Source organism: Nocardia sp. NPDC006044, assembly GCF_042871115.1.
Lineage (GTDB): Bacteria > Actinomycetota > Actinomycetes > Mycobacteriales > Mycobacteriaceae > Nocardia.
The window spans coordinates 165459-185574 of record NZ_JBIAID010000007.1 but is presented as its reverse complement, the minus strand read 5'-3'; the positions used below and the strand labels follow the sequence as shown (position 1 = coordinate 185574).

Sequence of the window (20116 nt, the reverse complement as noted above, 5' to 3'; positions counted from 1 at the left end):
ATCGACATGGCTGAATTCACCACCGGCGAAGCGGTCGCGCTAGAGCTGCCGATCGCCCGGATCCCCACCCGGGCCACCGCGTTCCTCGTCGACGTGGTGGTGCAGATCATGCTGGCCATTGCGCTGTTCGTGCTGACCGTCAGCGTGCTGCTGCCCGGCGGGGCCGATACGGCGTGGCTGGACGTGGCCGTGCTGGTCACCATCGTCGGGGTGCTGGTCGGCTATCCGGTGATCTGCGAAACCGTGTGGCGCGGACGCACGTTGGGCAAATTGCTGCTCGGGCTGCGGGTGGTGCGCGCGGACGGCGGCCCGATCGACTTCCGGCACGCGCTCACCCGCGGGCTGGCCGGGGCGATCGTCGACTTCTGGATGCTCGGCGCGTTCGGCGCGGTCGCGGTGCTGACCTCGATGTGCTCGCCGAACGCGCGCCGGGTCGGCGACGTGCTGGCCGGCACGGTGGTCGTGCACGCGCAGCGGTCGCTGCCACTGCCGCTGCTCGCGGTCGCGCCGCCGTGGCTCGCGGGCTGGGCCGCGCCGCTGCCGCTGGCCATGCTGCCGGATGACCTGGCGCTGGCGGTCCGGCAATACCTGAGCCGGTTCCGGACCCTCACACCGGCGGTGCAGCACGAGCTGGGCAGCGCGCTGGTCGGCGCGGTGTGTGCGCGACTACAGGTGCCGGTGCCCGGCGGGTATCCGCCGTTGCAGGTGCTCGGCGCGGTGATTGCCGAGCGGCAGCGCCGGGCGTTGCCGCCGCCGATGTTCCCGGTGTTCGGTCCGGCGCCGCTGCCGGTCGGTCCGTAGTTACCGGTTGGCCGCGACGTAGTCGTCGATCTCCCGCAGGAACGCGTCCAGCCGGGCCGGGGTGATCCACGAGGCGCGGAACGAGTTCTTCGCCAGGGCCACCAGCTGATCGATGTCGAGGCCTGCGTGTTCGGCGAGCGCGACGTAGTTGTCCGCCGCGTACGCCCCGAAGTAGGCGGGATCGTCGCTGTTGATCGTCACGGTGAGCCCGCGATTCAGCAGCGCGATGATCTCGTCGGACTTCATCAGGGTGGTGACGAACGAATTCGAGACCGGACAGCAGGTCAGTCCGATGCCCCTGCCCTTGGCCAGTTCGACCAGCCGGTCGTCCTCGACGATGTTGGTGCCGTGGTCGAGCCGGTCGACGGCGATGTCCTCCAGGGCCTGCCGGATGTGCTCGATCGAGTCCTGCTGGTCGATGTCGCAGTGCATGGTCAGCAGGAAGCCCTCGCGCCGGGCGCGGGCGAACACCGCGGCGAACTTGCTCGGCGGATTGCCGCGCTCGTCCGAGTCGAGCCCGACGCCGACGATCCAGTCGCGGTAGGGCAGTGCCTCCAGCAGGGTCGCCATCGCGTACTCCGCGGAGTAGTCGCGCAGGAAGCAGAGGATCAGCTCGGCGGAGATGCCGAACTCGCGCCGCGCCCGCACGATCGCCGAGCGGTATCCGCCGATCACGGTGGCGAACGGGACGCCGCGGCCGGTGTGCGCCTGCGGGTCGAAGAACATCTCGACATGCCGGACGCCCTGGGCGTGCGCCCTGGTCAGGTAGTCGAAGGCGAGATCGTGGAAGTCCGCGGGTTCCCGCAGCACCCGCATGGCGGGGTAGTAGACCTGGAGGAACGAGGTCAGGTCGTGGAACTGATAGGTCTGCTTGACCTCGTCGACCGTCTTTTCCGGCAGTTCTATCCCGTTGCGCCGGGCCAGCTCGAACTTCAGCTCCGGCTCCAGCGTCCCCTCCAGGTGCAGGTGCAACTCGGCCTTGGGCAGCCCGCGGACGAACGCGGCGAGATCAGACATGGCTTCCATGATGCTCCGCAGCTACCGGTCCGGGGAGGTGTTCCCCCGGCAGTTGTGTCGGTGAGGGCTACATCGTGCCGGACTGTTTGAGTTCCAGGTATTCGTCGGCGAGAGCTTCGGGGAGGTGCTCGGGGGAGGCGGCGACCACCGCGATTCCCCTGCGGCGCAGCGACTCCTGCACCAGGGCGCGTTCGGCGAGGATGGATTCGGCGGCGGCCGCGGGGTAGAGGTCGGCGCGGGTATCGCGCTTGGCGGCGGCCGCGGCGACGTCGGGGTCGGTGACCGAGACGATCAGCACGCGATGGCGCTGGGCGAGGGTCGGCAGCACCGGGAGCAGGTTCTCCTGCACCGCGGCCCCGTCGAGACTGGTGAACCAGACGACCAGGCTGCGCCGGCGGGTGCGCTGGATGGCGGCGCGCACCAGGCCCGCGCTGTCGGTGTCGACCAGGGCCGGGGTGATCCCGGCCAGCGCGTGCATCAGCCGGAGCTGCAAGCCTTTTCCGCTGATCCCGCGAACTTCGGCGCGCGGCTCCCGGTCGTAGGCGAGCAGATCGACCGAGTCGCCGGCGGCCGCGGCGAGCCCGCCGAGCAGCAGCGCGGCCTCGATGCTCGCGTCCAGGCGGGTGCCGTCGCCGACCCGGCCCGCGCTGATCCGGCCGGTGTCGAGCAGCATCAGCATGTGCCGGTGCCGTTCCGGACGCCAGGTGCGCACCAGCACGTCGGTGGCGCGGGCGGTGGCGCGCCAGTCGATGCCGCGCACGTCGTCGCCCGCGACATACTCGCGGAACGAGTCGAATTCGTCGCCCTGCCCGCGCAGGTTGGCCACGTTGCGGCCCTCGAGTTGTTGCAGCCGTTTGACTTTCGAGCGCAGCAGGCGCTCGCTGCGGAACGCGGGCAGCGCGCGCACCCGCGCCGGGACGCTGCGGCGGGACTGCCTGCCCGCCAGGCCGAGCGGGCCGATCAGTCGGATGGTCACCTGGCCGGCCACCCGGTCACCGCGATAGGCCGGGGCCAGCGTGGTGCGGAAACGGACCAGCGTGGCGGGGTCCAGATCCAGTGTGTGCGTGCGGTTCCCGGTGCGGGCGCTGTCCGGCCAGTCGTCCCATACGGTGCCGCGCAGCGGGCGGGTGCCGTTGTTCACCGCGACCAGTTCCACCTCGGTGGACCGGCCGAGCCGGACCGTGGTCAGCGGCGCCCTGGACAGCGCGAGGTCGCCCGCCCGCCCGACCGAGACGAGGTCGACGAGCAGCACGGCGGCCAGCACGCTGGTCGCGAGGAGCACGCCGAGCAGCGACGGAACGACGAAGGTGACGAGCAGCGCGAGCACGCCCGCCGCGGCGGCCAGCCGACCGGTGACGACCACGGACTACACCGGAACCGGGACCGAGAGCAGCAGCGACGACATGACACCCTCGGTGGTCACGCCGTCCAGCTCGGCCTCCGGCCGCAGTTGCAGCCGATGCCGGAGCACCGTGACGGCAAGGGCTTTGACGTCGTCCGGAGTGACGAACGCACGCCCGTTCAGCCAGGCGAACGCGCGCGCGGCGGCCATCAGGGCGGTGGCGCCGCGGGTGGACGCGCCGTGCTGCACGGCGGGGGACATGCGGGTGGCGCGGCACACGTCGACCATGTAGGCGAGCACCTCGGGAGCGATGGTCACCTTGGCGATCGCGGCGCGGCCGGCCAGGATGTGCGCGGGCCCGGCCACCGGACGCAGGCCGGCCGCGGCCAGGTCGCGCGGATCGAAGCCGGCGGCGTGCCGCTGCAGGATGCGGAATTCGTCGTCGCGACCGGGCAATTGGACGTCGACCTTGAACAGGAACCGGTCCAGCTGCGCCTCCGGCAGCGGATAGGTGCCCTCCTGCTCGATCGGGTTCTGGGTGGCGATCACCACGAACGGGTCGGGCAGCGGGCGCGGCTGCCCGTCCACCGAGACCTGGCGCTCCTCCATGGATTCCAGCAGCGCCGACTGGGTCTTCGGGGGCGTGCGGTTGATCTCGTCGGCCAGCAGCAGGTTGGTGAAGACCGGGCCCTGCCGGAAGGTGAACTCGGCCGAGTGCGGATCGTAGATCTGCGAGCCGGTGACGTCGCCGGGCATCAGGTCCGGGGTGAACTGCACCCGGGCATGGTCCAGCTCGAGCGCCGTCGCCAAGGCCCGCACCAGCAGCGTCTTCGCCACGCCGGGAACGCCTTCCAGCAGTACGTGACCGCGGCACAGCAGCGCGAGCACCAGGTACATGATCGCGCCGTCGTTGCCCACCACCGCCTTGCCGATCTCGGCGCGCAACGCCGCGAACGCGGCCGCCGCCTCCTCGGCGGTGGGGGTGTGGTTGGTGTCCTTGGTGGGGATGGTCATCCGACCTCCAGTGTCAGGCGGGGGTTCCCGCGCCCCGTCGAGGGAAAGCGTGCTGCGCGTTGGTGTCTCATCCGAGCTCGGCCTCGATCCAGTCGAGCTGGGTGGCCACGAGTTCCAGCGTTTCGGCATCCGGCACCTGGCCGAACAGGGCGCGGCCGATCCGGTCCGGAGCTTGGCCGGTGCGCGCTGCCACGGCGGCGATCAGCCGGTCCGGCGGGGTGTCGGCGGTCATGCCGAGCGGTGGGCGGATCCGGCGCAGGGTCGCCGCGCGCAGCTTGTTCGCGACGTGCTCGTGGTCCTTCGAGCGCCGGTACAGCGCGGCCTGGCCGGCGAGCAGCTCGTTCGCCGCGACCTCGACCGGGCGCGGTTCACGCACCAGCGCGCCGCGCCGGCGGGCCCGCCACCACACGACCAGGGCGGCGGCGATCAGGAATTGCAGGCCGCCGAAGAAGACCGGGGCGGGCAGCCGATCCCAGATGGCGTCGTCGCCGGTGCCGAAGCCCGAACCGCCGGAGTCGCGGGGCGGCCTGGTGCGCGGGATGTCCGGCGGTTGCTGCGGGGTCGGCGCGTTCGGCGCGCCGCAGGACTGGAGCGAGGCGTAGAGCAGGAGCAGCAGCACGGCCAGGCCCGCCACGGCGGCCCAGAACTTGGGGTTGCGCAACAGATCCGGCAGCGGCGGCAGGGTCCGGCGGGTGCGCGGCGCCTTTTCGGTGGCGGTGACCTCCGTCGGTTCGAGGGCCGGCGGTGGCGCTGCCGCGGAGAACCGGTCGGCGTATTCGAGCCTGCGGTATTCGTCCTCGGTGGCGCGCCGGCCGCCGTAGACGACCTCATCGAAACTGTGTGCCGCGGGCTGGAATTCGGCGACGGACTCGAGCGGGAGCGCGGTCGTCACGTCGTTGGCGGTCTCGCGGGCGGTGCGGGACCGGCGCACCTCGAGCACGCCGCGCTGTTCCAGTCCGCGCAGCACGGCGCGGAAGCGTTCGCGCAGCGCGCGGTCGAAATCGCGGTGCTGCGCGGCTTTTTCGGCGGCGGCGCGGTGGTCGGCGGCGGCGCCGAGCCGCGGCGGGCTCGGCGGGGCCGGGGCGTCTCCGGGCGCGTCGTCGTACTCGCTCATCGCATTGCCTGACCGGGGACGTGGATGTCCAATCCCTCGCGGCGGCAACGGCGGTCGACGTAGGACACCACCCGGGTGGCGGCCTCGACGACCTCGCCGAACGCGACCACCAGCAGCACCCCGCCGGTGAGCAGCACGATCACCGGCCACCGATGGGTGCCGGAGAAATCGGAGAGGTACCAGGGAATCCCGAGCAGCGGCACGGCCAGCAGCGCGAGCAGGCAGCGCTGCATGAACCACAGTCCGGCGGTCTGCCATTCCGCGCCGGCGGCGAGCAGTTTCGAGCGAGCGACGGCCGCCTGATACGGGGCCCGCTCGACGAGCATCACCGGAACCGCGACGAATCGCTTGGCCCGCAGCCAGCCCAGCCAGGCCACCCCGAACGGAACGCTGATGATCAGCGGAGCGGACACCGCGAGCACGCCGAATCCGACCAGGGTGTACAGGATCTGGAAGATCAGCATCGGCCCGGCGGCCGCGCCGGCCCGGCGCACGGCTGTGCGCGCGTCGATCGGTGCGCCCGACACGCTCGCCAGCCCGATCGCGACGGTCGTTCCGCGCAGCACCAACCGCAGCAGCCACACGCAGGCCATCGTCGACAGGACCGCCGCCCACGCCGTGGCGGAGTCCGAATCGCCGGTCAGCGCGGAGATCCCCGCGGTGCTCGCGACGACCACCAGCTCGGCGGCGACCAGCGCGGACCCGCTCGACCAGGCCAGCGCGCGCAGGTTCGCCTGGATCAGCGCGAACGGCACGTCCAGCAGTTCGCGGAAGGTCATCGGACGGATCGGCACCGTCGTTCCAGGGGACCCTGGTACCGGATCGCTCCCCGCCCCGACGGCACCGGCCGGGTCGGCGGCTGGTAGCACGGGCCGAGTCTAACGGGCGACGTCCGATTTGCCGCCCGTGCAGGTCCTACGTGGTCGAGTTCGGCGCGGGTTCGACGTTCTGGTCCAGCAGCCGTGCCACCACCTGCCGGTAGCGCGCGGGGTCGATGGGCGGAAGGCCGAGCAGCGCACGCAGATACACGCCGTCGCCGACGAGTCTGATGATGTCGGACTGCACCGGATCGTCGATCTCCTTGTCCAGGCCGTCCGACCAGGAGTCCATCATTTCCATCAGGGCCTGCTGCACCTCGTCGACCTCGGTGCCGGCCGCGGCGTCGATGGTGCGCATGGTCGCCAGCATCGAGCGATAGATCTCGAGTTCCACCGCGTCGGCGGCATTGTCGGTGTTCGGGGTCTGCAGATACCAGCCCGCGACGGACTGGCCGCGTTCGAGGTGTTCGTCCAGCTGCTGACCCGCGCGGTCGGTGAGTCTGCGGACCAGCCCGGCGAGCAGCGCGTCCTTGCTCTTGAAGTGATAGAGCAGCCCGCCCTTGGAGACGCCGGCCTGCGCCGCGACGCTCTCCAGCGTCACGTGCGACATGCCTTTTTCCAGGAGCAGGGATTCGAGTGCGTCCAGGATTCGGTCGCGGGTGTTAGCCGTCACCAGCGGAACTATACCGGCTGGACGGTAAGGTCTGGTACTGTACCGTCCGGACGGTAAGAAGAGATGTGCGACGAAAGTCGAGAAAGCCAATGACCACACACACCGCGAAGAACCCCCGGCTGACCGGGCCGAACCTCGAGACCCCACCCCGCGCCACCGCACGCGACTGGGCGGGTCTGGCCGTGCTCGCGCTCGCGCTGTTGCTGCTGGCCGTCGACGCGACGGTGCTCGACCTGGCCGTGCCCGCGATCAGCGCGGACCTGGCGCCGACGACGCCGCAGCTGCTCTGGATCATCGACGTCTACTCGTTCGTGCTGGCCGGCCTGCTGGTGATGATGGGCAACCTCGGTGACCGGATCGGCAGGCGCAGGCTGCTGCTGATCGGCGCGGCCGGGTTCGGCCTCGCGTCGGTGATCGCGGCCTGGGCCGTCTCGCCGGAGATGCTGATCGGCGCGCGCGTGCTGCAGGGCGTCGCCGGTGCGACGCTGATGCCCGCGACGCTCGGCCTGATCCGCTCGATGTTCCTCGATCCGCGCCAGCGCACCGTCGCCATCGCGGTGTGGAGTGCGATGGCGGGCGGCGGCGCGGCGGCCGGACCGCTGCTCGGCGGCTGGCTGCTCGAGCACTACTGGTGGGGCTCGGTGTTCCTGGTGAACCTGCCGGTCATGCTGGTGCTCATCGCCCTGGGGCCGTTCCTGGTGCCGGAATCCCGGGACCCGAATCCGGGTCGCTTCGATCTGCCGAGCGCCGGACTGTCCATGCTCGCGCTGGTGCCGATCGTGTACGCGATCAAGGAGTCGGCGGCGCACGGGCTCAGCCTGACCTCGGCCGTTATCGGCATGGCCGGTGTGCTGGCCGGCGTGGTGTTCGTGCGCAGGCAGCGCACCCTGGACAACCCGATGCTGGACCTGAAGTTGTTCGCGCTGCCCAGGTTCCGCACCGCGGTGATCACCAACCTGCTCGCGGTGTTCGCGCTGGCCGGTGTGCTGTTCTTCGGCTCGCAGTACCTGCAGCTGGTGCTCGGTCACTCGCCGATGGAAGCCGGCCTGCTCCTGCTGCCCGGCCTCGCGGCCAGCGTGCTCGCCTCGCTCGCCGCGGCGTGGCTGGTGCAGCGGATCCGCCCCGGCGCGGTGCTCGGCAGCGCCCTGACCGTCGCCGCGTTCGGTTCCGCGCTGTTCCTCTGGCTCGGGCCGGATGCCGCGGGCAGCACCACGCCGTTCATCCTCGGGTTCCTCTTCATCGGCGCGGGCGTCGGTGTGGCGCTGACGGTCTCGTCGGACCTGGTGGTCAGCTCGGCGCCGGTCGAGCGGGCCGGCGCGGCCGCGGCGGTGTCGGAGACCGCCTACGAGACCGGCATCGCGCTGGGCGTGGCCATCCTCGGCAGCGTGGTCATGGCCATCTTCCGCAACGGGCTCGACCTGACCCACGTGCCCGGCGACCAGGTGGGTGTCGCGTCGGAATCCCTCGGCGCGGCAACCGGATTCGCGCGACAGCTACCGGAGGCGGTATCGGGTGAGTTCCTCGCCTCGGTGCACACGGCGTTCGTCTCCGGCATCCACTTCGCCGCGATCGGCACGGCCTCGATCCTGCTGATCGCCGCGGTGGTGGCGTTCCGGTTGCGGGCGGCGCGTCCGCAGTAATGGTCGATTCGTACCCCGTTCCGCGTCGGCGGAGCGGGGTACGTCCGCTTTACGCGGAAAATCCGTCGCTGTGCTGTCCGCCGCGGCGGCCTTGATCGGCGCGCGGTCCGGCGCTGCGCGGGCGGGCGAGCCGGGTGGGCGTGAGACGGCCGCGGAGGGTGACGGATTCGCCGAGCTCCCAGTGCCCGGTCTCGGCCGGATCCGCGGCGGCGATGGTGTTGGCGGAGGCGAGCAGCAGGTCGTCTTGTTTGGCGAGTTCGCACAGGCGGGCGGCCTCGTTCACCGCGTCGCCGATGACGGTGAACTCGTAGCGCTGCCGGGCGCCGACATTGCCCGCGACCACCCGGCCCGCGGCGACGCCGATGGCGGCGATGAAGTCGTTGGCGGTCGTGTCGAGCCGCCGCCGGATCGCCCTGGCGCAGGCCAGGGCCGCGCCGGAGGCGTCGGAAAGGGCGGCGGGCGTGCCGAATACGGCCAGCGCGGCATCGCCCTCGAACTTGTTGAGCAGTCCGCCGTGCGCCTCGACCTCGTCGACCACGATGTCGAAGAACCGGTTCAGGATGGCCACCATCTCGGCGGCGGGCACGGTCGCGGCCATGGTGGTCGAGCCGACGATGTCGACGAACAGCGCCGCCGCGTCGGTCTCCACCCCGCCGAGCGACGGGTTGCCGGCCAGCGCCGCGTCGGCGACCTCGCGGCCGACGTGCTTGCCGAACAGGTCCCGGATCTGTTCGCGCTCGCGCAGCCCCTCCACCATGTGGTTGAAACCGCTTTGCAGCTCGCCCAATTCGGTGCCGTCGTACACGGTGATGTTCACCCGCAGGTCGCCGTCCTCCACCTGCCGCAGCGCGCGCCGCACGCCGCGGATCGGCGCGATGGTCGCGGCCACCGTCTGCATCATCAGCAGCAGGCCGAACACCAGCGTGGCGCCGCCCAGCGACAGCACGCACACCGCGAGCCGGGCCGTGCTCACCGACGAATCGACCAGCGCCCACACCGCGACGATCATCGACAGCGCCACCGGCACGCCCGCGCCCAGCATCCAGGCGATCAGCGAACGGGCGAACACGCCCATTCCGCGTCTGCGCCGCGAGGGCGCGGCATCGAGCACCCGCGCGGTCACCGCTCGTAGCGCGAATTCGGCGATCAGATAGCTGTTGGCGCACACCACGATGGCGCTGAAACCGATGCCGAGCAGGATCTTCGGAATCAGCGCTGGCTCGACCACGCCGTAGAGCGGGGTCAGCACGGCCGCGCCGGCGAACCACAGCACCGCCTGCCGCACGACCAGCCGGCGCGGCACCGCGGCGGCGGCGATCTGCTCGGCCTCGTTCGGCACCTGGTCCGGATCGGTCGCCCAGCGCAACGCGCGCAGCCCGCTGACCGTGCCCCACCACATGCCGATCAGCAAGGCCAGCGCCGAGTAGGCCGGCGTCGCGATGACATCGAGCAGCAGCAGCTCCCTGGTGAACACCGTCGGGCCGGGCAGCACGAAGCCGATCAGCGCGAAGGTGACCGCCATCCCGGCCAGGTTCGCGGCCACCAGCGGCACGGTGAGCAGCAGCTGCACCCGCAGCCGGCGCATCCCCGACGATTCGTCCACCGGTCCGAGCAGCCGCGACCCGAAGGCGGCTGTCGAAACGTCACTGGAGGCCATGGGAGGAAAGCCTAGGCCGGACCACCCGCGAAGAGCTGGACCAGACGTCCACGATCGGCCGAGCGCCTCGACGATCGGGCGGGTCCGCAGGTCGGCGCGGGCGCAGAACCGGTCCACCGGGCCGGTCGGTCGCGCGCGACCGGCGGGGCGGTGGCGCTGGGCGAGTTCGTGGCGGATCGGGCAGCGCGCCAGGGCGACGCCGCCCCCGTGCGTCGCCGACATCGTGCGGGCCCGGTTCGCTCGAACGCGTCGCATGGCCCCACGGTAGGCACTCAGCGCCCGCGCGGCAGTTCCCGCTGGTCGCGGCCGGGAAGCCCGGACTGCCGGCGGCCGCTGAGCTCGTCCGGCCGCGCGGCGGCCAGGCCGTACGCCTGGTCGCCGGGACCGTCCGGCAGCGCCGGGTAGCGCGGGTCCTGCTGCCCGTAGTCCGCGTCGACCACGGTGGCCGCGAGGTGCTGGGCGCGCAGGGCCTCGGGCGATCCCGGTGCCGGCTGATATCCGGCCTGGACGGTCGAGTCCTGGGTGTCGATGGTGACCTTGCGGGTGCGCTTGAGGGTGAAGGTGATCTCCTCGACCTCTTCGAACGCCTGCCTGGCCGTGCGCAGCGGATGCGTGGCGTTGTCGATCGCGTTGGCCACGAACGACGGGACCAGCGGGCGGATCAACCTGGCCGCGGTGTCGGTGAACGGCACCGTGCCGATCAGCGGGAGTTCCAGCCCGCCACCGGTCTTGGGCAACCGGGCGGGCACGCCGGCGTTCGGTGCGAGCGACCGCGCGGTGACGGGCGCCGGTAGGTTCGGGAATCCTTCGGCAGACACGGGGCTGTCCTTTCGGTCGTCAGCCGGTGCGGCTGGTAGTTCGGGGCGGCCCGGCGGTTCGCTGATGCCGATCTCCAGCCCACCGATGGCCGCGACGATCCGGGTGCGCTGCCGCTCCCGGTCGATGGCGTTGTCCGCCTCGACCGCGAGGCGGGCGGCGGCGAGTTCCTGTTCGGCCCGCAAGGCCTCGGCCTCGGCGCGCGTCTCAGCCCGTTTGATCGCGATCGCCGCGTCGGCCGCGTGCTCGGCCCGGTCCTGCACATCCAGGAACGCGGTGCGCCGGTCGAACGAGGTCTGGCCGCGCCACCAGCGCAGCAGCAGCGGCAAGAGGGCGAGGGCGATCAGCGCGACGATGGTCAAGACGCGCAGCGGCATGGCCCCGCCGTGCTGGGTGGTGTAGTCGTTCATCGCCTGCCAGCGCGCGCCGAGGCCGCGGTCGGCGGTGTCGAAGGCGGCGGCTTCGGCCGCGGTGACGGCCTTTTCGTCGTCGGCGATGCGCTGCTCGAGCGGCTCGACCCGGCCCTGCGCCGTGGCCAGCTGCTTGCGCGCGTCGTCGAGCATGTCGTTGGCGATCTGAGCTTCCGGTCCGCGCCCGGGCACCCTGGTGATCGGCAGTCGCGCGCATTCCGGGCTCGGGCTGAGTTCGCAGCGGGCGATGGTCAGTGAACGGTCGACCTCGGCCTGCGCCTTGGCGATCGTCTGGTCCAGCGCGGTCCGGTCGGCCCTGGCCTGGTCCAGTGCGGCGTGCGCGGTGCGCACCTGGGGTGCGGAAGCGACTGAGCGCTGGGCTCTTTCGTCCAGGGTCCGGTCGACACTGCCGCCGAAGACGACGATCGCGGCCAGCTCGGCGATCAGGCCGCCGGCCAGCACCGCGAGGGCGAGCCGGCCCAGCAGGCCGAGCCGGTCGGGGCCGCCGCCGGGTCGCGCGGTCGCCAGGGCCCGCGCGATCGCACCCGCGAGCACCGCGACGAGCAGCGCCACCAGAACGATCGCGAGCACCGCCCAGGTGCCGATCGAGGCCAGCGCGAACCCGGTGACGAGGCCGGACACGACCGCGAACAGCAGCACCGCCGTGCCGGTGACGGCGTAGCTGGTGTGTTCGTGGCGGTAGGCGACTTCGCTGTGCTGACCCCCGCCGAGCCAGGTGAACAAGCCGGTGAAGGTCATGGGAACTCACATCCTCTTGGTCCCAGGGGATTTCGCGGGCTCAACCGTCACGGTTTCGTGGTCACAGCGTGACAGGACCGTCCCCGACACACCGAGTGGCATCGGAGGTATGTGGCCAGGTTCACAAAACCGCCGATGTGGTGCGGGTACCCGGCCGGGGAAGCGGTCCGGCACAGGCTGTTTCCCGGTGGTCGGCGGCTGAGGCGGGTGGCCGGGTTCGCCTACTCTGACTCGATGATCCGTTCCCGCGCGCACCATCCCAGGAGGTCAGCTCATGCGGTTCGTCACGCTGATGATCATGTCGGTGGCCTTGATCGTGTCGCCGATTAGCGCGAACGCGGATCCGGCCGGCGACCGTGGCTCGCTGGACCGCCTGGTCGCGCTGGTGCTCGAGCGCCTGAACACCGGCGACGCGGTGGCCGCGGCGAAGTGGGTGAGCGCCGCGCAGACCGGCGCCGAACCCACCATCGACGATCCGGCCAGGGAGGCCGTGGTCTACGACTCGATGGCCCGGTCGGGCGCCGACCTGGGCCTGCCGGAGGGCTGGGTGCGGCAGGTGTTCGGCGCGCAGATCGAGTCCAACAAGATCGTGCAGCGCGGCCTGATCACCCGCTGGCGATTCGACCCGGCCGCCGCGCCCGGCACGGCCCCGGACTTGGCCTCGGTGCGGCCGGTGATCGACCGGGTGAACGCCGGGATCGTCGACCAGCTCGCCGCACGACGCGCCGAACTGACCGCACCGGATTGCGCGGAAAGATTGGCTTTCAGCGTCTTCGAGGTATTCGGCGCGGGTAATACCGACGCACTGCATCAGGCCGCCCTGGTACGTGCCGCAGCGGCACTGTGTGCGCCGCGTTGAACGCTGCGCGGCTCGCGCAGAACCGTTCTTAGGACCCCCTGAACCCCTTTTTAAGCGTCCGCTTCAGGCGCTGAGTTCGCCCCGTCGGCGAATATTCGGTCAAAAGGCCATCGGTCCGCAATAAGTCGCGTGTATTACCGCCTGACGGCGTATAGGTTTCGGCTCCCAAAATGTGTCGAATACCACTCCGTCCCGTTAGCTACATGTGTGCTGAAAGCCACATCGGGCAAAAGAGTCCGGACGGTCGGATCCCGTCGTGGGCTCGTCAGGACCCTGTCGGAAATCTCTCATCCATCCCGGTTTCGAGTTAGCCGCCGCGGAGTGGTTTGCCGGGCGCCGAGCCGGGGAAATCATCTTCGATGCAGGTGAGAGCGCTTCCCTGACCTATTTGCGAGGTTCGGGGCCGCTCTCGCGCGTCGGCGGCAGGCGGCTGGCCACGCGTGCCGCGGGATCGATCACGGGCTACTCGCTGCTTTACACTGGACGACGCGCACACGTGGAGGACCGAATGAAGAAGCCCAGCTAGACCCGGTTATTAGTGCAACCTAAGTTGGTTGGGCCCCGGACCTGACTTATCGTTTGCTCTTACGCCGGACACAGAATGCTCGGCACCCCTCGCCCGCTCGGGCAGCTCCTAACCGGTGCTCAGCGTAGCGGGCCGGAACCCGCACGGAGGTAAGGATCTCGTTAGGGATCTGTTACCGACGAGCACCCACTACGTCACTGAAGCGGGTGAACAACTGGAGACGTGACTGCACACAGTGGTGCGAACGTCAGGCTCGGAGGCGGAAGCTTGCGTAACCACGCAGAGCCCGAGAGCACCACTAATCGAACACTGAGACCATCAGCGCGGCTGGTTTCGGAACGTACGGGCGCAGTCTTGTACGGAGGCATTCAGACGAAATTGCCTATTTCTTTTTCGTCGAACGCCCTTCTTGAAGGCAGAGGCATGATGCAACTTCCTGGCCACCGGTCACCTGGACCCGTCGGGCTCTACGACCCGGCGAACGAACACGACGCCTGCGGTGTCGCGTTCGTCGTCGACATGCACGGCCGCCGCAGTCGCGACATCGTCGACAAGGCTATTACGGCTCTGTTGAACCTGGAGCACCGTGGTGCCGCAGGCGCTGAACCCAACAGTGGTGACGGCGCGGGCATCCTGATCCAGATTCCGGACCGGTTCTTCCGCGCCATCGTGGACTTCGAGTTGCCGCCGGAGGGCTCCTACGCCTCCGGTATCGCCTTCCTGCCGCAGGCCCGCCGCGAGGCCGCCCGCGCCGCCTACGGCGTGGAGAAGATCGTGCAGGAAGAGGGCCTGGCCGTGCTCGGCTGGCGCGAGGTGCCGATCGACGAGTCGTCGCTCGGCGCGCTGGCCCGCGACGCGATGCCGACCTTCCGGCAGATCTTCATCGGCTCGCCGCGGGGTGCCGCCGAGCAACTGTCCGGAATGGACCTGGAGCGTCGCGCCTACGTGATCCGCAAGCGGGTCGAACACGAGCTCGGCAAGGCCGGTTCCGGTGAGGGCGCGGTCGGCAAGGAGTCGGTGTACTTCCCGAGCCTGTCCGGCCAGACCTTCGTCTACAAGGGCATGTTCACCACGCCGCAGCTGCGTGCCTTCTACCTCGATCTGCAGGACAGCCGGGTGGAGTCCGCCCTCGGCATCGTGCACTCGCGCTTCTCCACCAACACCTTCCCGTCCTGGCCGCTGGCGCACCCGTTCCGCCGGGTCGCGCACAACGGCGAGATCAACACGGTCACCGGCAACGAGAACTGGATGCGGGCGCGCGAGGCGCTGCTGCGTTCGGACATCTTCGGCATCGACTCGGCCGGCAACAACCGGCTGGAGAAGATCTTCCCGGTCTGTACGCCCGGGGCGAGCGATACCGCGCGCTTCGACGAGGTGCTGGAACTGCTGCACCTCGGCGGCCGCAGCTTGCCCCACGCCGTGCTGATGATGATCCCCGAGGCGTGGGAACGCAACGAGACCATGGATCAGCAGCGGCGCGCGTTCTACGAGTACCACTCGATGCTGATGGAGCCGTGGGACGGCCCGGCGTCGGTGTGCTTCTCCGACGGCACCGTGGTCGGCGCCGTGCTCGACCGCAACGGCCTGCGCCCCAGCCGCATCTGGATCACCGACGACGGCCTCGTCGTGATGGCCTCCGAGGTCGGCGTGCTCGACATCGACCCGTCCAAGGTGGTCCGCAAGGTCCGACTACAACCCGGCCGCATGTTCCTGGTCGACACCTCGCTGGGCCGCATCGTCGGCGACGAGGAGCTGAAGACCGATCTCGCGGCCGAGCACCCGTACCAGGAATGGCTGGACGCGGGCGTGACCAAGCTCGAGGACCTGCCCGACCGCCCGCACGTGCACATGTCGCACGACCGGGTGCTCATCCGGCAGCAGATCTTCGGATACACCAACGAAGAATTGAACCTGCTGATCTCGCCGATGGCCAAGACCGGTGGCGAGGCGCTCGGTTCGATGGGCACCGACACCCCGATCGCGGTGCTGTCGCCGCGGCCCCGGTTGCTGTTCGACTACTTCTCCCAGCTGTTCGCGCAGGTCACCAACCCGCCGCTGGACGCGATCCGGGAAGAGGTCGTCACCAGCCTGCGCCGGGCGCTCGGCCCGGAGGCCGATCTCATGCACCCCGGCCCGGAGTCGTGCAAGCAGATCGCCATCGAACAGCCGATCCTGGACAACGATCAGCTGGCCAAGCTGGTGCACATCAACGACGACGGCTCGCAGCCCGAGCTGCGTTCGGTGATCGTGCGCGGCCTGTACCCGGTGGCCAAGGGCGGCAAGGGACTGCGCAAGGCGCTCAAGGCGATCAACACCCAGGTGTCGGCCGCCATCGACGGCGGCGCGCGGATCATCGTGCTGTCCGACCGCGAGTCCAACGAGAAGCTGGCGCCGATCCCGTCGCTGCTGCTGACCTCGTCGGTGCACCACCACCTGGTGCGCGAGCGCACCCGCACCATGGTCGGCCTGGTCGTGGAGGCCGGTGACGCCCGCGAGGTGCACCACATGGCCATGCTGGTCGGCTTCGGCGCGGCCGCGATCAATCCGTACATGGCCTTCGAGACCATCGAGGACATGCTCGAGCGCGGCGTGCTCGAAATGCCGGGCAGCACCGGCGATCACGCCGAGGACTTCCGCACGGCGGTCTACAACTACAACAAGGCCGCGAGCAAGGGCGTGCTCAAGGTGATGTCCAAGATGGGCATCTCCACCCTGGCGTCCTACACCGGCGCGCAGCTGTTCCAGGTGATCGGCCTGTCCCAGGAACTGGCCGACGAGTACTTCACCGGCCTGCGTTCGCACCTGGACGGCATCGGCCTCGAGGACATCGCCGCCGACGTCGCCGAGCGGCATCGGCTCGCGTTCCTGGAGAACCGCAACGAGCGCGCGCACCGCGAGCTCGAGGTGGGCGGCGAATACCAGTGGCGGCGCGAGGGTGAGTACCACCTGTTCAACCCGGACACCGTGTTCAAACTGCAGCACGCGACCCGCACGGGTCAGTACTCGATCTTCAAGGAGTACACCAAGCTGGTCGACGACCAGAACGAGCGGCTGGCCTCGCTGCGCGGCCTGTTCAAGTTCAAGAAGGAGCGCGCGTCGATCTCGATCGACGAGGTCGAGCCGGCCTCGGAGATCGTGAAGCGGTTCTCCACCGGCGCGATGAGTTACGGCTCCATCTCGGCGGAGGCGCACGAGACCCTCGCGGTCGCGATGAACCGCCTCGGCGGCCGGTCGAACTCGGGCGAGGGCGGCGAGTCGCCGGCCCGCTTCGAGCCGGAGGAGAACGGCGACTGGCGGCGCAGCGCGATCAAGCAGGTGGCCTCCGGCCGCTTCGGCGTGACCGCGCACTACCTGACCAACTGCACCGACATCCAGATCAAGATGGCGCAGGGCGCCAAGCCCGGCGAGGGCGGCCAGTTGCCCGCGCACAAGGTGTACCCGTGGGTCGCCGAGGTGCGGCACTCGACGCCGGGCGTCGGCCTGATCTCGCCGCCGCCGCACCACGACATCTACTCGATCGAGGATCTGGCGCAGCTGATCCACGACCTGAAGAACGCGAACCCGCAGGCGCGGATTCACGTGAAACTTGTTGCGGAGCCCGGCGTCGGCACGGTCGCCGCCGGTGTGTCCAAGGCACACGCGGACGTGGTGCTGATCTCCGGCCACGACGGCGGCACCGGCGCCTCGCCGCTCACCTCGCTCAAGCACGCGGGTGGCCCGTGGGAGCTCGGCCTGGCCGAGACCCAGCAGACGTTGCTGCTCAACGGACTTCGCGATCGGATCGTCGTGCAGGTGGACGGTCAGATGAAGACCGGCCGCGACGTGATGGTCGCCGCGCTGCTCGGCGCCGAGGAATTCGGCTTCGCCACCGCGCCTTTGGTGGTCTCGGGCTGCATCATGATGCGGGTCTGCCACCTCGACACCTGCCCCGTGGGTGTCGCGACGCAGAACCCGGTGCTGCGCGAACGCTTCACCGGCAAGCCGGAATTCGTCGAGAACTTCATGCTGTTCATCGCCGAGGAAGTCCGGGAACACCTGGCGCTCTTGGGCTTCCGCACGCTGGACGAGGCCATCGGCCGGGTCGACCTGCTCGACACCGCCAAGGCCAAGCAGCACTGGAAGGCCAGCAAGCTGGACCTCTCGCCGATCCTCGACAACGTCGAGACCGCGTTCATGTACCAGGACCGCCGCTGCACCAAGACGCAGGACCACGGCCTGGACAAGGCGCTGGATCAGCAGCTGATCTCGCAGAGCCGGGACGCGCTCGAGCGTGGCCAGGCGGTGAAGTTCGAAACCAAGATCACCAACGTGAACCGCACCGTCGGCACCATGCTCGGCCACGAGGTGACCAAGCTCTACGGTGGCGCGGGCCTGCCCGACGACACCATCGACATCACCTTCACCGGTTCGGCGGGCAACAGCTTCGGCGCCTTCGTGCCGGCCGGCATCACCCTGCGCGTGCAGGGTGACGCGAACGACTATGTCGGCAAGGGACTTTCGGGTGGCCACCTGGTGGTGCGCCCGTCGCTGAACGCGCCGGCCGAGTTCGTGGCCGAGGAGAACATCATCGCGGGCAACGTGATCCTGTTCGGCGCCACCAACGGCAAGGCGTTCATCCGCGGCGTGGTCGGCGAGCGGTTCGCCGTGCGTAACTCGGGCGCCCTCGCGGTGGTCGAGGGCGTCGGCGACCACGGCCTGGAGTACATGACCGGTGGCCGGGTGGTCATCCTCGGCGAGACCGGCCGCAACTTCGGCGCGGGCATGTCCGGCGGTGTCGCGTTCGTCTACAACCCGAACGGCACCTTCGAGTCCCGGCTCAACCCCGAGCAGGCCGACGCGGTCGAGCAGCTCTCCGGTGACGACTTCACCTGGCTGCGCGACATCATCACCCAGCACCGCGACCAGACGGGTTCGGCTGTCGCCGAACGCATTCTGGGCGACTGGTCGCAGCAGGTGAACCACTTCGTCAAGCTCATGCCGCGCGAATACAAGAAGGTCCTGCTCGCCATCTCCGAGGCGGAGAAGGCCGGCAAGGACGTCGACGAGGCGATCATGGAGGCGGCCCGTGGCTAGTACCCGCCGCCCCCAACAGCTGAGTCCGATGTCCACAGGCAAGATTACGGAGGCCGAACGTGGCTGACGCACAAGGATTTTTGAAGCACACCTCGCGGGAGCTACCCGCCCGCCGTCCGGTCGAACTGCGGTTGATGGACTGGAAAGAGGTCTACGAGCAGGGATACCCGAAGGCGACCCTGCAGCGGCAGGCCAGCCGCTGCATGGACTGCGGTATTCCGTTCTGCCACAACGGCTGCCCGCTCGGGAACCTGATTCCCGAGTGGAACGACCTGGTCTACAAGGGTCAGTGGCGCGAGGGCATCGACCGGCTGCACGCCACCAACAACTTCCCGGAGTTCACCGGGCGGCTGTGCCCGGCGCCGTGCGAGGCGTCCTGCGTGCTCGGCATCAACCAGGACCCGGTGACGATCAAGCAGGTCGAGATCGACCTGATCGAGAACGCCTTCGACGAGGGCTGGGTGGCCCCGGTCTACCCGACCCGGTTGACCGGCAAGAAGATCGCCGTGGTCGGTTCCGGCCCGGCCGGTCTCGCGGCCGCGCAACAGCTCACCCGGGCCGGTCACACCGTGACCGTGTTCGAGCGGGCCGACCGCATCGGCGGGCTGCTGCGCTACGGCATCCCGGAATTCAAGATGGAGAAGCGCTTCATCGACCGCCGGATGGCGCAGATGGAGGCCGAGGGCACCATCTTCAAGACCGGCGTGAACGTCGGCGTGGACATCACCGCCGAGCAGCTGCGCGAGCAGTACGACTCGATCGTGCTGTCCGGCGGCGCCACCGTCGCGCGTGACCTGCCGATCCCCGGACGCGAGCTCGACGGCATCCACCAGGCCATGGAGTTCCTGCCGTGGGCCAACAAGGTGCAGCTCGGCGACGACGTCACCGATGCCGACGGCCTGCCGCCCATCCACGCGAAGGGCAAGAAGGTCATCATCATCGGCGGCGGCGACACCGGCGCGGACTGCCTGGGCACCTCGCACCGGCAGGGTGCGGAGAGCATCCACCAGTTCGAGATCATGCCGCGTCCGCCGCAGGAGCGCGCCGCGTCCACGCCGTGGCCGACCTACCCGCTCATGTTCCGGGTGTCCTCGGCGCACGAAGAGGGCGGCGAGCGCGTGTTCTCGGTCAACACCGAGCGTTTCCTCGGCGCGGATGGCAAGGTCACCGGCCTGCAGGCGCACGAGGTCAAGATGGCCAACGGCCGCTTCGAGAAGGTGGACGGCACCGACTTCACCCTCGAGGCCGACCTGGTGCTGCTCGCCATGGGCTTCACCGGTCCGGAGAAGCCGGGCCTGCTCGAGGATCTCGGCGTCGGCTACGACCAGCGCGGCAACGTCCAGCGGGACAAGAACTGGGCGACCAACATCCCCGGCGTCTTCGTCGCCGGCGACATGGGCCGCGGCCAATCCCTCATCGTCTGGGCCATCGCCGAGGGCCGCGCCGCGGCCGCCGCGGTGGACCGCTTCCTGGAGGGTGAGACGGCGCTGCCTGCCCCCATCACCCCGACCATGGTCGCGCAGCGATGAGCTGAACCCCTCTCTTACCGGAGCGGTAAAGGCGCCCGTGGACATCGATGTCCACGGGCGCCTTTGTT

13 protein-coding genes are annotated in these 20116 nt (G+C 69.9%); 5 read left to right on the top strand and 8 right to left on the bottom strand.

Annotated features, from left to right (window positions below):
* Window positions 1-6: 6 nt before the first annotated feature.
* On the top strand, window positions 7-801 hold the full coding sequence (locus ACFYO1_RS41755; protein WP_387244548.1) for an RDD family protein: 795 nt from the start codon (window positions 7-9) through the stop codon (window positions 799-801).
* On the opposite strand, the gene add is transcribed toward ACFYO1_RS41755, so the two are convergent.
* The 6 genes from add to ACFYO1_RS41725 all read right to left on the bottom strand — a co-directional run bounded on the left by add (window position 802) and on the right by ACFYO1_RS41725 (window position 6779).
* Window positions 802-1818, bottom strand: a complete 1017-nt coding sequence (gene add / locus ACFYO1_RS41750; protein WP_387244545.1) for an adenosine deaminase — start codon at window positions 1816-1818, stop codon at window positions 802-804. It lies immediately after the preceding gene.
* Between the two features lie 67 nt (window positions 1819-1885).
* A complete protein-coding gene (locus ACFYO1_RS41745; protein ID WP_387244542.1) occupies window positions 1886-3181 on the bottom strand; it encodes a DUF58 domain-containing protein in 1296 nt (431 codons plus the stop codon).
* Between the two features lie 3 nt (window positions 3182-3184).
* On the bottom strand, window positions 3185-4174 hold the full coding sequence (locus ACFYO1_RS41740; protein ID WP_387244539.1) for an AAA family ATPase: 990 nt from the start codon (window positions 4172-4174) through the stop codon (window positions 3185-3187).
* A gap of 67 nt (window positions 4175-4241) precedes the next feature.
* Window positions 4242-5288 carry a DUF4129 domain-containing protein gene (locus ACFYO1_RS41735; protein ID WP_387244536.1) on the bottom strand — a complete coding sequence of 349 codons (1047 nt, stop codon included), beginning with the start codon at window positions 5286-5288 and terminating at the stop codon, window positions 4242-4244.
* Window positions 5285-6082: a hypothetical protein gene (locus tag ACFYO1_RS41730; RefSeq protein ID WP_387244533.1), complete on the bottom strand. Its 798-nt coding sequence runs from the start codon at window positions 6080-6082 to the stop codon at window positions 5285-5287. The genes ACFYO1_RS41735 and ACFYO1_RS41730 overlap by 4 nt, the downstream gene beginning before the upstream one ends.
* A gap of 121 nt (window positions 6083-6203) precedes the next feature.
* Window positions 6204-6779, bottom strand: a complete 576-nt coding sequence (locus ACFYO1_RS41725; RefSeq protein ID WP_387244530.1) for a TetR/AcrR family transcriptional regulator — start codon at window positions 6777-6779, stop codon at window positions 6204-6206.
* A gap of 89 nt (window positions 6780-6868) precedes the next feature.
* Between ACFYO1_RS41725 and ACFYO1_RS41720 the strand changes: the two genes are divergently transcribed.
* Complete coding sequence (locus ACFYO1_RS41720) at window positions 6869-8419, top strand: MFS transporter (RefSeq protein ID WP_387244527.1); 1551 nt, start codon at window positions 6869-6871, stop codon at window positions 8417-8419.
* A 49-nt stretch (window positions 8420-8468) separates the two neighbouring features.
* On the opposite strand, the gene ACFYO1_RS41715 is transcribed toward ACFYO1_RS41720, so the two are convergent.
* Both ACFYO1_RS41715 and ACFYO1_RS41710 read right to left on the bottom strand, forming a co-directional pair.
* Entirely contained in the window at window positions 8469-10076 is a 1608-nt protein-coding gene (locus ACFYO1_RS41715) for an adenylate/guanylate cyclase domain-containing protein (RefSeq protein WP_387244638.1), read from the bottom strand.
* Window positions 10077-10348: 272 nt separating this feature from the next.
* Entirely contained in the window at window positions 10349-12061 is a 1713-nt protein-coding gene (locus ACFYO1_RS41710; RefSeq protein WP_387244524.1) for a DUF4407 domain-containing protein, read from the bottom strand.
* Between the two features lie 274 nt (window positions 12062-12335).
* Here ACFYO1_RS41710 and aroQ point away from each other — a divergent pair, with 274 nt between their 5' ends.
* The 3 genes from aroQ (at window position 12336) to ACFYO1_RS41695 (ending at window position 20048) form a co-directional block, all read left to right on the top strand.
* On the top strand, window positions 12336-12920 hold the full coding sequence (gene aroQ / locus ACFYO1_RS41705) for a gamma subclass chorismate mutase AroQ (protein ID WP_387244521.1): 585 nt from the start codon (window positions 12336-12338) through the stop codon (window positions 12918-12920).
* A gap of 949 nt (window positions 12921-13869) precedes the next feature.
* A complete protein-coding gene (gene gltB / locus ACFYO1_RS41700; RefSeq protein ID WP_387244518.1) occupies window positions 13870-18519 on the top strand; it encodes a glutamate synthase large subunit in 4650 nt (1549 codons plus the stop codon).
* A gap of 59 nt (window positions 18520-18578) precedes the next feature.
* Window positions 18579-20048, top strand: a complete 1470-nt coding sequence (locus ACFYO1_RS41695) for a glutamate synthase subunit beta (RefSeq protein ID WP_387244515.1) — start codon at window positions 18579-18581, stop codon at window positions 20046-20048.
* Window positions 20049-20116: the final 68 nt, after the last annotated feature.